At 45.1% G+C, this 12,914-nt stretch carries 12 protein-coding genes; all 12 read left to right on the top strand.

Going from position 1 to position 12,914, the window contains the following annotated elements; translation table 11 throughout:
* Positions 1-47: 47 nt before the first annotated feature.
* The 12 genes from ASL11_RS14845 (at position 48) to ASL11_RS14790 (ending at position 12,909) form a co-directional block, all read left to right on the top strand.
* Entirely contained in the window at positions 48-1,013 is a 966-nt protein-coding gene (locus ASL11_RS14845; RefSeq protein ID WP_056615489.1) for a phosphotriesterase family protein, read from the top strand.
* A 21-nt stretch (positions 1,014-1,034) separates the two neighbouring features.
* Complete coding sequence (locus tag ASL11_RS14840; protein WP_200962436.1) at positions 1,035-1,961, top strand: phosphoglycerate dehydrogenase; 927 nt, start codon at positions 1,035-1,037, stop codon at positions 1,959-1,961.
* A 27-nt stretch (positions 1,962-1,988) separates the two neighbouring features.
* Complete coding sequence (locus ASL11_RS14835; protein WP_327205104.1) at positions 1,989-2,639, top strand: bifunctional 2-keto-4-hydroxyglutarate aldolase/2-keto-3-deoxy-6-phosphogluconate aldolase; 651 nt, start codon at positions 1,989-1,991, stop codon at positions 2,637-2,639.
* A 5-nt stretch (positions 2,640-2,644) separates the two neighbouring features.
* On the top strand, positions 2,645-3,469 hold the full coding sequence (gene nagB / locus ASL11_RS14830; protein ID WP_063795573.1) for a glucosamine-6-phosphate deaminase: 825 nt from the start codon (positions 2,645-2,647) through the stop codon (positions 3,467-3,469).
* A 143-nt stretch (positions 3,470-3,612) separates the two neighbouring features.
* Positions 3,613-4,434, top strand: a complete 822-nt coding sequence (locus ASL11_RS14825; protein WP_056615486.1) for an SDR family oxidoreductase — start codon at positions 3,613-3,615, stop codon at positions 4,432-4,434.
* A gap of 166 nt (positions 4,435-4,600) precedes the next feature.
* A complete protein-coding gene (gene glpK, locus ASL11_RS14820; protein ID WP_200962435.1) occupies positions 4,601-6,097 on the top strand; it encodes a glycerol kinase GlpK in 1,497 nt (498 codons plus the stop codon).
* 33 nt (positions 6,098-6,130) lie between these two features.
* Positions 6,131-7,102 (top strand): sugar ABC transporter substrate-binding protein, encoded by a 972-nt coding sequence (locus ASL11_RS14815; protein ID WP_056615483.1) that lies wholly within the window; start codon positions 6,131-6,133, stop codon positions 7,100-7,102.
* Positions 7,103-7,137: 35 nt separating this feature from the next.
* Positions 7,138-8,658, top strand: coding sequence for a sugar ABC transporter ATP-binding protein (locus ASL11_RS14810; protein WP_056615480.1), 1,521 nt, complete (start codon positions 7,138-7,140; stop codon positions 8,656-8,658).
* Positions 8,642-9,634 carry an ABC transporter permease gene (locus ASL11_RS14805; RefSeq protein ID WP_056615476.1) on the top strand — a complete coding sequence of 331 codons (993 nt, stop codon included), beginning with the start codon at positions 8,642-8,644 and terminating at the stop codon, positions 9,632-9,634. Before ASL11_RS14810 ends, ASL11_RS14805 begins: the two co-directional genes overlap by 17 nt.
* Before the next feature lie 75 nt (positions 9,635-9,709).
* A complete protein-coding gene (locus ASL11_RS14800) occupies positions 9,710-10,636 on the top strand; it encodes a MurR/RpiR family transcriptional regulator (protein WP_082595455.1) in 927 nt (308 codons plus the stop codon).
* Between the two features lie 162 nt (positions 10,637-10,798).
* Positions 10,799-11,839 (top strand): zinc-dependent dehydrogenase, encoded by a 1,041-nt coding sequence (locus ASL11_RS14795; protein WP_056615470.1) that lies wholly within the window; start codon positions 10,799-10,801, stop codon positions 11,837-11,839.
* Between the two features lie 17 nt (positions 11,840-11,856).
* Positions 11,857-12,909, top strand: coding sequence for a galactitol-1-phosphate 5-dehydrogenase (locus tag ASL11_RS14790; protein ID WP_200962434.1), 1,053 nt, complete (start codon positions 11,857-11,859; stop codon positions 12,907-12,909).
* Positions 12,910-12,914 lie beyond the last annotated feature (5 nt).

The raw sequence follows: 12,914 nt of genomic DNA, 5'->3' as shown, positions 1-12,914 counted from the left end.
TGTGATGGAGCTCATCATTTACGACAAGGATTAAGCGTTTACAGGGGGTGACCGCTACGGGAATTATTCGCACCGTTTTAGGGGATATCCCTAACGAACAACTAGGATTCTGTCATAGCCACGAACATCTCTTCATTGCGGAAGGAACGCCTTCAAGGCTTAATCCCGTTCTGCAAATTGACGATTTTGGCCAGACGAAGGACGAATTAATGGTATTCAAGAGCCTGGGGGGCGAAGCCATAGTGGATGCCCAGCCTATCGGATGCGGACGGATGGCAGATATGTTGTCTGAGGTATCCAAGCAGACAGGCATTCATATCATAGCCTCTACCGGTTTTCACAAGAGAAGCTTTTATTCCGACAATCATTGGCTGTTTCGCGGGGATATCGAGCGCTTGGCGAATACCTTTATCGCTGAGATTGAAGATGGCATGTATGTCCATGCAGATAATCAGGATCCGCGGTTCCAAATTACCGCCAAAGCTGGACTAATCAAAACGGCAATTGATGAGGACTCTCCGGGTTCAACTTGTATCGACCTGTTGAATGCCGCAGCTATGGCCTCCCTCGCTACAGGGATTCCCATCATGTGCCATACGGAAACCCACCGCCAAGGGATTGTTGTGACCGAACATTTGATGAAACGCGGCATTGCTCCAGAGAATCTGATCATCTGTCATTTGGACAGGACACTGGGCGATTACAGTGTTCATCGACAGCTTGCACAATTCGGTGTTTATCTGGAGTACGATACGATTGGCAGATTTAAATATCACAGCGATGAGGAAGAAGCCGATCTGATCGTGCAGATGCTGGAATGGGGCTATGGGGAATCACTTCTTCTAGGTTTGGATACAACTCGGGCTAGACTCAAGAGTTACGGTGGAGAGATCGGTTTGGATCACATGAAGGTCAATTTTATCCCACTGTTGCGTCAACGCGGTGTTTCGGAGACTGCTATTGCTGATTTGATGATTCATAATCCTTCCCATGCTTTCACACGAAAAAAATGACAGCCAGAGAGGTGAAAACAAGTGACTTATAAAGTAATGGTAACCCCTCGTTCCTTTGGTAAAGGCAACTCTCAACCGATCGACATGTTAAGGGAGCATGGCTGCGAACTTATTCTTAATCCGTACGGACGCATAATGAATAAACAGGAAATGGTTGCTTTGATCAAGGAGGTAGATGCCGTAATCGTCGGGGTCGATCCCATCGATCAAGAAGTTCTTGATCATGCGTCTAAATTGAAGGTCATTTCCAAATACGGTGTCGGTACCGACAATATTGACCTGAATTATGCGCGGGAGAGAGGAATTCCTGTAACGGTGACTGCTGGAGCTAATAAGGATGCCGTTGCTGATTATACGATAGCTCTTATGCTCGCTGCTGCCAGAAGAATGCTTCCGATTGATAAAGCTTGCAGGCAATTGAATTGGAATAAGATCACTTCGGTTGATGTATGGGGCAAAACATTGGGTCTCATTGGTCTTGGGGCCATTGGCAAAGGCGTTGCCGCAAGGGCGCGGGGGTTTAATATGAACATCCTTGCTTATGATTTGATCCAAGATGAAGCCTACGCGGCTGAACATCAGATCGATTATGTAGGTTTAAATGAGCTTCTGAGCACCGCAGACTTTATCAGCTTGCATTTGCCTTTAACGGAACAGACGCATCATTTGATAGGCGCGAAGGAACTCGCAAGCATGAAAGAAACCGCTGTCATCGTGAACACCGCCAGGGGTGGGCTTATCGATGAACAAGCGCTTCTTGCGGCTTTGCAGGAAAACCGAATATGGGGAGCCGGAATGGATGTATTCGAGCAGGAACCTCCGGAAAATAAAGGTTTTCTGGAACTGGATAACCTAATTATCGGATCACATTGTGCTGCCTCAACGTATCAAGCCATCGAGAACATGGGAGTCATGGCTGCAGCGAATGTCCTTGAATATTTGAGGTAATCAATAAAGAACAAGGGGAAATGATGAATGTCCATGAATAAGCTGCAAGTGATTAGCAGACTTTGTGAGGAAGGAATTGTCGCGGTCATCCGTGCTGACAATAGCGAACAAGCGGTCAAGATCGCCGAAGCGTGTCTGCGGGGAGGGATTTCCAGTCTGGAAATTACGTTCACCGTGCCTTATGCGCATCAAGTGATTGAGAAATTATCGAATCATTTCTCGCCTGGAGAGGTTACGATTGGCGCGGGGACAGTACTCGATACGGAAACTGCTCGTATCGCGATTCTATCGGGCGCGCAATTTGTTGTTAGTCCGTTTGTTAACACAGAAGTGATTCGCTTATGCAACCGCTATGGTATTCCCTGTATGCCGGGAGCCATGACCGTCAAAGAGGCGATTGAAGGGATGGAAGCGGGCGCAGATATCATTAAATTGTTCCCAGGTGAGACGTATGGCCCATCCATGATCCGCTCCCTGAAAGGCCCGCTGCCTCAGGTGAATCTGATGCCAACTGGCGGCGTAAATCTGAGTACCATTACAGATTGGTTCGAAGCGGGTGCCGTTGCTGTAGGTGTCGGTGGTTCTTTGATTAGTTCGGCCAGTCAAGGAGACTATGCAACTATTACCGAAAAAAGCCGTCAACTCGTTGATAAAGTGAAAGCCTTTCGAGGGGTGTAACGATCATGAGAATTGCTGTTTTTCGCGATGCCCAGCAAGCTGATCGCATTGGAGCGGAAGTCCTGGAAAGGTTTGTTCGTGAAAAAGCCCATCCCAAGCTTGGCCTTGCCACGGGTTCATCGCCTGTTGGGATTTACAAAGAGTTGGTTGATAGGATCAGAAGAAACCCTTGTAGCTTTAAACATGTAACTACCTATAATTTAGACGAGTATGTCGGTCTGTCAACGGAGAATCCTCAAAGTTATGCTGCCTATATGCATGAACATTTATTCCAGCATCTCGATATGCTGCCGAGTCATATTCATATTCCTAATGGTACGACTCATTCGATTGAAAAGGAATGCATTAGATATGAAACGCTGCTGAGGGAAGCTGGAACGCTGGATGTCCAACTGCTTGGTATTGGGTTAAACGGACATATTGGTTTCAACGAACCGGGACAGCATCTTTCCAGTGAGACGCATATTGTGGCGTTAACGGAAGGCACTCAAAGTGCTAACGCTAAATATTTTTCTGCTGAAGAACCTATTCCTAGCCATGCTATCACCATGGGAGTGGGGCCAATTATGAAGGCAGAATGCGTGCTATTTATCGCGCATGGCGAGGCAAAAAGCAGCATTATTCAAGAAGCATTTACGGGACCCGTAACGACAAGTTGCCCGGCATCCTTCCTTCAATTACATTCGAATGTGATTGTGTTGTTGGATGAAGAAGCGGCAGATGGCCTGCTGAATGGCGGCAAACCGCGATATCGAATGATAGGGAATAAGCGAATAGAATTTCTTTATGATCCGAAAATAGAGGGAATAATCGGTGAAATGGGATTGTAATTAATTTTTGTAAACCCTTTATCGAATAAAATTTTATTTTAATATTGACAGTAAAGAATAATATTCTATAATAAGAGTATAAGTCCTTATTCAATTCATAAACGCAACCAGAACAGAATTCAAAACCAGAGAGGAAGAATTATATGTATCCTAAAGGAACTCAATTAGAAGGTAAAGTTGCGATCGTCACTGGAGCCGCTTCTGGAATCGGTGAAGCCGTTTCTAAAATTTTCGCTGCCAATGCCAGTAAAGTTTTATTAGTGGATATAGATGAAGAACGTATGAAGCAGGTTGCTGCTGAGATCGAAGCAGAGAATGGCATCTGTGATTGGATTGTCGGCGATGTAACAGAAGAAGATGAAGTTGCAAATTTCTTCAAGTATGCGAATGATAAATGGGGCAGCGTTGATCTTCTAGTGAATAGTGCAGGACGTGATTCATTGTCTCCGCCAATCGGCCAGACCACACTCGAAGAGTGGAACAAAACAATTGGCCCCAATTTAACCGCGGTCTTCCTGTGCTGCCGAGAAGCGTTCCGTTACATGGAAAAACAAACGACGGGTGGCAGAATCATCAATATGGGTTCTTCTTCAGCCAAAGTAGCATCTTGTCCGGGACATAGTCCTTACCGCGCTTCCAAACATGGCATGATGGGACTTAGCAAAAATATTTTGTTGGAAGGTAAGGATAAAAATATCGGTGTAACGGTGATCAATCCTTCTCATGTTAAGACGCCAATGACCAAAGTCATCGATTCAGGGATTTATGACGGTGATCTTGCTGCTTATACGGATGGATGGCTGGATGAAAAAGAACTTAAAGAGGGAATCTATAATAGCTGCATCGATGTAGAAAATGTTGCAGAAGCGACTCTTTTCGTAGCAACAAGAACACCGGATGTTACGATTCCTTCGTTCTCCTTTTATCCAACGCATAAGGTGCACCGTTATGGAATGGAAGTATAAAGGATTGCTGACAGTATAAAAGAAAAACGTACATGATTAGCTCGAAGTCCTACATGGCAATTATGACAAGTTGCAGTGGATCATTGAGCTAATCATATATAAGCATTTGTAAGCGGTTAAATCGTGTGGATCAAGCTATAAATGCATAGGAAAGTGGGAGGTTGGCGTGACAGAGAAATATGTGATGTCATTTGATTGTGGAACAACTAGCACAAGGACGATTTTGTTCGATCATAATGGCAATATTGTTTCAGTGGCGTATCAAGATTTTGCCCAAATCTATCCAAAGCCCGGTTGGGTGGAACACAATCCCATGGATATATGGGAAGCACAATTAAAAACAGCTAAAGAGGCCCTGAAACAAGCGAATGCTTGTGCGTCGGATATTGTAGGGATCGGAATTACCAATCAGAGAGAGACCACTATTATATGGGATAAGGCCACCGGTAAACCAGTTATGAACGCAATTGTTTGGCAGGATCGACGAACTGCAGACGTTTGTCAAGAACTGAAAGAACAGGGATTGAGTGAATACGTCAAAGAAAATACGGGTTTATTGATTGATTCTTATTTCTCTGGGACAAAGATTAAATGGATCCTCGATCACATCGATGGGGCAAGAGAAAAGGCCGAAAAGGGAGAACTGCTTTTCGGTACCGTAGACACTTGGTTGATTTGGAAGTTGACTGGTGGCAAGGTGCATATTACCGACTATTCCAATGCTTCTCGCACTATGTTGTTTAACATTAATCGGATTGAATGGGATGACAAACTATTACATGAGTTGGGCATTCCTCGGGCCCTGCTTCCTGAGCTTCGCCCTTCCAGTGACGTGTACGGCTTGACTGACGAGACACTATTCGGAGCCAGCATTCCGGTTGCAGCAGCTGTTGGAGATCAGCAAGGCGCTCTCTTCGGCCAGGCATGCTTCCATGAGGGAATGGTGAAGGCCACTTATGGAACAGGAGGATCTCTGTTAATGCATACCGGGTCTAAGCCGATCCGTTCCGATTCTGGTCTTCTTACCACAGTGGCATGGGGACTGAACAACAAGGTGGAATATGCGCTGGAAGGTCTGCTTTATGTGGTGGGTGCTTCTGTACAATGGCTGCGGGACGAACTGAAACTTATTTCCGATGCCAATGAGACAGAGCAGCTTGCACAAGAAGTTGCAGATACCAATGGCGTTTATGTGGTTCCCGCTTTTGTCGGACTTTCGGCTCCTTACTGGGATCAGTATGCGCGCGGCGCTATCCTTGGGTTAACGCGTGGTGCCAATCGCAACCACATTGTCCGCGCAACCCTTGAATCGATAGCCTATCAGATTCGCGATGTCATTACTTGTATGGAACAGGATTCAGACATCAAGAATAGTGAGTTGAAAGTCGATGGTGGTGTTTGCTGCAATAATTTCGTCATGCAGTTTCAAGCTGATCTTCTCGGTGTGCCCGTGATTCGACCTAAGGTTGTAGAATCAACCGCGCGTGGAGCCGCATTTCTAGCGGGTCTAGCAACGGGGTTCTGGCAGAGTCAAAGCGAGCTGCTGGATACTTTTGAATTAGATCGCAGGTTTGAACCTACATTTGATATTTGTAAGCGTAATCAGCTATATGCTGGCTGGCAAAAAGCGGTTGATCGAGCGAAGGATTGGGAAGAGCATTAATACCATTTATATTTAAAAAGGGGGATTTATGCAATGAAAACAAGTAAAAAAATGAAGTCGGCTTCCCTTATTCTCACATTGATTCTAATCATGGTTACGATGGTTGCTTGTGGTAGTAAAACGCAAGAGACGAGCACGACAACCAGTTCGAAAGAGACCAAAAAACATACATTTGCCGCTTCTTACTTCACTTTGAATAACCCGCATTTTATCGATTGGAGCAAAGGTTTGAAGTCAGAGATCGTTGATAAACACGGCGACAAGCTGATTGAAGTCGATGCACAGTTGGATATTAACAAACAGATCTCGGATGTGGAAGATTTCATCCAACAGAAGGTAGACGCCATCTTTATTGCTCCGGTTGACAGTAAAGGGATCAAGACGGCGCTGCTTTCGGCTAAGAAAGCCAACATTCCAGTTATTATTATGGATGTCCCACCTCAGGATACAGATCTGGTTACAGCCATGGTAACGACGGATAACTTCATGGCAGGCAAAGTGCTTGGCGATGCCATGGTTAAAAATACAGGCGGCAAAGCCAACGTGGCCATTATCGATTGGTCTGTCGTGCAAGCGGTTGTGGACAGAACAGATGGCTTCACAGCAGCTGTCAAAGCATCTCCCGGCATTAAAGTCGTCGCCAGACAAGACGGTAAAGCATCAACGGAATCCGCGCTTCCGATAATGGAGAATTTCTTGCAGTCCAACCCTGAAATCAATGCTGTCTTTACTATCAATGATCCATCAGCTGTAGGAGCGTTGGCGGCTATTGAAGCAGCGAAACGAACGGACATCAAGATTTATTCCATCGATGGTTCGCAGGATGCGATTAAACTGGTCAAGGATAATAAGATCGCAGGTACTTCCGCTCAGTTCCCTGTCAAGATGGGGCAAGTTGCTGGTGATTTAGTTTACAAGATTCTAAACAAAGAAAATGTTGAAAAGTGGGTTAAGGTCGAAAGCTTGTTCATTGACCAGTCCAACTATCAACAATATTTGAAATAAAGCCATCTGTACGCCGTAATAAAGGAAGGTATCCTATGGAAAACAATATGCCTCTTTTGCAAATGAAACATATCAGTAAGAGCTTTCCAGGAGTCAAAGCGCTTGATCGTGTGAATCTTGAAGTCCATGGAGGAGAAGTTCATGCTCTGCTTGGCGAGAATGGGGCGGGGAAGTCTACACTGATCAAGATTCTTGGCGGAATATTGGTTCCAGACGAAGGTGAGATCATCTTTGACGGTAACAAAGTGGAAATTAAGGATGTAAGTTTTTCAGAAAGCATCGGAATCAGTGTTATTCATCAGGAGTTGTGTCTCGCGCCGAATATGACGGTAGCAGAAAATATTGTGCTAGGCAGGGAGCCCTCAAAGGGCCCCTTGCAACTAGTCAATAGGAAAGAAATCATGCGATATGGGCAGAAGATTCTCGATCAGTTTGAATTAGATATCGACGCCGACGAGTATGTAAGCCATTTGACGGTTGCCCAGCAGCAGATGGTTGAAATCGCTAAAGCTTTATCTAAGGATAATCGAATTATCGTGATGGATGAACCTACGTCATCGTTAACCGAGAAGGAAGTTGTCAAACTGCTGGATACGATAAGGGGATTGAGACGGAAGGGTGTCTCTGTTATTTATATATCCCACCGTATGGAAGAATTATTTGCAATCGCAGATAAAGTGACAGTATTAAGGGACGGTACTTATGTGGCGACCCGGGAGATGAAGGATACCAGTTACCAAGATCTCGTTCATTTAATGGTTGGAAGAGAACTGTCAGAGATCTATGCCAAACCGATTATCCAGCCTGGAGAGAAAATTCTAGAGGTGCGGAATCTTTCCAGCGGTACGAGAGTCAATAACGTCAGTTTTAGTCTCTACAAGGGAGAGATTCTTGGGTTTTATGGTTTGGTGGGTTCGGGAAGAACGGAACTTATGAGAACCATTTTTGGCATCGACAAATCCAGCAGCGGGGATATCTATTTAAACCAGAAAAAGATACGGATCAAGAACCCTAAGGATGCCATTCAAAGCGGTATTGGATTTGTCCCAGAGGATCGCAAAGAACAAGGAGCCATTCTGATTCAAAGCATTTCCTACAATATAAGTCTCAGTGTGCTGGACTCCATGGTAAAGTTCTTCCAAGTGGATAAGCGAAAAGAAGAAACGTTGGTGGACAAATATATTGAGCGGCTTTCCATCCGCACCCCCTCTCCAGAGCAGCAATTGATGAATCTAAGCGGCGGGAATCAGCAAAAAGTGATCATCGCCAAATGGCTTGCAATGAAACCGGATATTTTGATTCTTGACGAACCAACGCGAGGTATTGATGTAGGTGCCAAAAAAGAAATCTATTCGTTCATGTCCATTTTGGCGCAGTCGGGGGTCAGCATCATTATGGTCTCGTCCGAGCTTCCGGAAATCATTAATATGAGCACACGGGTTATGACCATGTATCAAGGGGAAATCAGCGGTGAATTAACGATGGAAAGCGAGATCACACAAGAGAATATTCTAATACATGCAACAGGAGGTGTGAGAAATGAATCAAGTTCTTAGCGAGATAGAACGAAAGAAAAGTGATTCATGGCGAAAATGGCCCGTTGTACATTATGTCGTATCTAACTCGGGAATCTTGATTGCCCTCGTGAGTTTGATTGTATTTTTTGCTTTGACGACATCGACATTTTTGTCTACTAGCAATGTATTGAATGTGTTGAGACAAATATCGATTAATGCCATCATCGCATTTGGCATGACTTTTACCATACTGATCAACGGAATTGACCTATCTGTTGGCTCGATTCTAGCTGTTTCACAAGTGATAACCATCGGTTTATTGTTTATGGGTGTTCCCATTGTTCCGGCTCTTATAGTTGGGGTGTTGATAGGTGCTGTTCTAGGACTTATGAATGGATTTGTCATCACAAAAGGCAAGATTCCCCCTTTTATCGTAACTCTGTCCATGATGATCATGGCTCGAGGATTTGCGTACGTATTAACCGGGGGCAGACCGATGAGCTTTAATAATGAGATCTTATCCTTCATCGGAAATGGTTACATCGGGCCGATTCCAGTGCCCATCATTATTATGGTTATTTGTCTGATTATCACTTCTTTTATTTTGAATAAAACGAAATTTGGTAGACATGTCTATGCGGTTGGCGGTAATCGGGAAGCTGCCAGGTTCTCGGGCATTCAGATTTCAAAGATTGAAATGCTCGTCTATACCATATCGGGACTTCTCGCAGGATTAAGCGGCGTTATTCTAGCTGCGAGAATGTCATCCGCACAACCAACGTCTGGCAGTGGATTTGAGTTAGACGCCATAGCAGCTGTAGTCTTGGGTGGCACAAGCTTCTCTGGAGGAATAGGTAAGATAGGTGGAGTTTTCATAGGTGCATTGATTATCGGGGTTCTCAATAACGGGTTGAATTTAATGCATGTATCGTCCTATTGGCAGATGATAATCAAAGGACTTGTTATTGTAACGGCTGTTTACGTCGATTCACTCAAGAAGAAAAAGCGTGCTTAGTTGAAAAAAAGTTCCTACTTGAATAGAATAGGCTTATCGCCTCCTTAGGATTAACGTAAATCCCGGTGAATATTCATGATACGAGGTGTACCGCCATTGGAAGAAGGAAATCATACCCTACACCAGGATGTTTTTAGACTTATTAATAAAAAGATTGCCTATCTGAATCCTGCTCTTCGTCGGATTGCTGATTATATTCTGGAAAATCCGAGTCAGTGCAAGATCATAACCACCAAGGAATTAGCTGCCGCTTGTAATGTTGCAGAATCCACCATCACGCGATTCGTCAAAGAAATCGGCTTGGATAGCTATCAAGAGTTGAAAATCGGTATTGCCGAGGCATTAACGATGAATGATACGTCCAGTTTGTCCACGGAAGATAATTATGTCTATGAGGACATTACTCGCACGGATACACCAGAAATGATTCTGGAGAAAGTTCTGTACCGCAATGTTCAAACGATGACAGAAACCAAGCAGCGCCTTAACATCGGGGAGCTTGGCAAAGCTGTGGAAGCAATCGACCAAGCCAATACGATCCTCTTCAGCAGCATGGGATCTTCAAGGGCAGCAGCGGTATCAGGTGTTATGCGCTTCACGAGGGCAGGCAAGAAAAGTATGCTGCTCGGCGACACAAGTTCGCTGCTGATGAGTGCAGCGATTGCAGGTCCTGAAGATGTACTGATTGGGATCAGCAACTCGGGACGTTCTAAGGATGTTGTCGATTCAATGAAACTCGCTCAATCCAAAGGAGCACGAACGATTGGCATTACTTCGTTTGAAGATTCACCTTTAACGAAGTATTCGGATATTATCTTGTTCACTTCAGCCAAATCGTCCAATGAGGGGTCTGCGCTTTATTGGGAAGCGGCTGCATCCAAAACAGCCCAGATTCTGGTGCTGGATTTAATCTACGCCTCGTACGCAGCGAAAAATTTCACGAAAACGATGAGTTATATGGAAGAAACTTTTAAGGTGCTTCGCAGTTCAAGAGAGAAATGATAACAGGATCTCTTAGTTGACTCTGTCAAAGTAAGCGAAAGTTACTTTGATAGGGGGCCTTGCGCCTCGAATCGAATAAAATAATATTTTATAAAAAAATATAGGGAATAAAATTCTTAATAATTGAATTATTCCAAATGTTGACCAGAGAGGAGCTTACACATGAAAGCAGCGTACTACTACGGTATTGGTGATATTCGTATAGAAGATGTACCCATTCCGGATATACAAAACAACGAGATGCTTGTAAAGGTTAAGGCTTGCTCGGTTTGCGGAACGGACAATCGCATTTATAGATACGGGCATTTCAAAGTTCCAGAGGGTGTAAAACGAGTGCTTGGACACGAAACTTCCGGAGAAGTCGTCCAAGTTGGTTCCGCGATCAAAGGCTTCCAGGTCGGAACGCGCGTTGCTCTGCCACCCAATGTGGGATGCGGTACCTGTCATATGTGTATACGAGGTTATAACCAGCTTTGTCCGAATTATCAAGCTTTCGGAATCAGCATGGATGGCGGCTTTGCGGAATATGTCAAAGTTCCTTCCTTTGCCGTAAGCAACGTAATTAAAATTCCGGACCATGTAAGCTACGAGGAGGCAGCCATTGCAGAACCGCTTTCTTGTGTGCTGCATGCCTATGAAGCTCATCGAACAGTTCCTGGCGATACGGTGCTGATTATTGGTCCCGGACCTATCGGTGCCCTTCATGTAATGATGAATAAAATGGCCGGCGGGCGCATTATCGTTGCGGGGAGATCAGATGCGCGTCTTGAACAAATCAAGCAATACGGAGCGGACATTGTTATTAACAACAGAGAATCCGATTTAAAAGAAGAGATTGACCGAATCACTGACGGACGCGGCGTAGATGTCGTGATTACATCGAATTCCGACCCCGAGATGCAGAAGGTCGCGCTTGAAGTCGCAGGTTATCACGGCCGTGTCTCGTTATTTGGAGGATTGCCTAAAGGCAAGGAATTTGTGACGTTGAATACGAACCTCATTCACTATAAGGAACTTCTCGTAACGGCGACTACAGGCTCTAGTTTGCTGGATGTACACAAGGCTATGGATATGATTTCTACTGGTAAAATCGATGTGAAATCGCTCATCACTGCGAAATTTTCAATTGAAGATACGGTGGCTGCTTTGGACTATGCGGCACAGGGCGCTGGTATGAAGGCACTGATCACATCCGAACTTTAAACTTTAGGAGGAAGCTTATGAACAAGCTCATGAATGCTGCAGTCTTACATGCACCTGCCGACCTGAGATATGAACAGGTAGCTGTGCCGTCCTATGAAGACAATGAAGTTCTGGTGCGTGTCCGGGCAGCTGGCGTTTGCGGCTCCGACTTGGGACGCGTCATGAAGACGGGAACGTACAGCTTTCCAACGATTCCAGGCCATGAATTTTGCGGCGAAGTTGCCGCGGTTGGCGGTGATGTGAAGGATTTCAAACCAGGCGACCGTGTGGCCGTTGCTCCTATTCTCCCATGTGGAACCTGCGAGTTTTGCGAATCAGGAGATTATGGGCTCTGCGATAACTATAACTATCTCGGTTCCAGAACGCACGGCGGATATGCCGAGTATACGGTTGCTCCATCCAGAAACCTGATCAGGCTGCCAGACAGCTTATCATTCGTCGAGGGAGCCATGGTTGAACCGGCAGCTGTGACTTTGCATGGCATGATGCGAGTTGGCGTTAATGTTGGCGATACAGTTGCTGTTCTTGGATGCGGCACAATCGGTTTGTTCGCGATACAATTTGCCAAAATTATGGGCGCGACTCAGGTGATAGCGACGGATGTCGCTGTGGATAAGTTGGAACTGGCGAAACAGCTCGGTGCTGATGTCGTGATAAATTCAGGTGAGCTCGACGCTGTTCAGAAGATTAAGGAGTTGACTGGCGGCAAAGGGGTTAATGTCGCTGTAGAAACGGCCGGGGTCGTACAAACGCAAGAGCAATGTTTGAGAATAGCAAAGAAAAAAGGACGCGTTCTCTATTTAGGAACTGCACATAGGGATGTTGTTTTACCTCCCAAAAGTTTTGAATGTATCGTCAGAAATGAACTGACCCTTGTCGGCTCATGGAACTCTTACAGTGCACCCTTTCCAGGCGTAGAATGGCAAGCAACTATCGATTATGTGAAGAGCGGCGCTTTAAAACTGCAACCGCTAGTAACTCATACCTTCAGGCTTTCTGATGCTCCCAACGTATTCGTTGATCTTGTAGAACGCAAGTATCCTTTCACCAAAGTTATTTATGAGATCTAATAAAG

Origin of the sequence: Paenibacillus sp. Soil750, from assembly GCF_001428045.1 — a bacterium.
Lineage (GTDB): Bacteria > Bacillota > Bacilli > Paenibacillales > NBRC-103111 > Paenibacillus_E > Paenibacillus_E allorhizoplanae.
Note: the sequence above shows the minus strand (reverse complement) of the source record. Positions and strands in the feature narration are given on the sequence as shown.

What these genes read in the sequence shown, in the direction of transcription:
- ASL11_RS14835 (WP_327205104.1), top strand. Translation starts at nt 1,989, where the DNA reads ATGTCCATGAATAAGCTGCAAGTGATTAGCAGACTTTGTGAGGAAGGA.
- ASL11_RS14790 (WP_200962434.1), top strand. Translation starts at nt 11,857, where the DNA reads ATGAACAAGCTCATGAATGCTGCAGTCTTACATGCACCTGCCGACCTG.
- ASL11_RS14800 (WP_082595455.1), top strand. Translation starts at nt 9,710, where the DNA reads ATGATACGAGGTGTACCGCCATTGGAAGAAGGAAATCATACCCTACAC.
- nagB (WP_063795573.1), top strand. Translation starts at nt 2,645, where the DNA reads ATGAGAATTGCTGTTTTTCGCGATGCCCAGCAAGCTGATCGCATTGGA.
- ASL11_RS14825 (WP_056615486.1), top strand. Translation starts at nt 3,613, where the DNA reads ATGTATCCTAAAGGAACTCAATTAGAAGGTAAAGTTGCGATCGTCACT.
- ASL11_RS14810 (WP_056615480.1), top strand. Translation starts at nt 7,138, where the DNA reads ATGGAAAACAATATGCCTCTTTTGCAAATGAAACATATCAGTAAGAGC.
- ASL11_RS14815 (WP_056615483.1), top strand. Translation starts at nt 6,131, where the DNA reads ATGAAAACAAGTAAAAAAATGAAGTCGGCTTCCCTTATTCTCACATTG.
- ASL11_RS14795 (WP_056615470.1), top strand. Translation starts at nt 10,799, where the DNA reads ATGAAAGCAGCGTACTACTACGGTATTGGTGATATTCGTATAGAAGAT.
- ASL11_RS14805 (WP_056615476.1), top strand. Translation starts at nt 8,642, where the DNA reads ATGAATCAAGTTCTTAGCGAGATAGAACGAAAGAAAAGTGATTCATGG.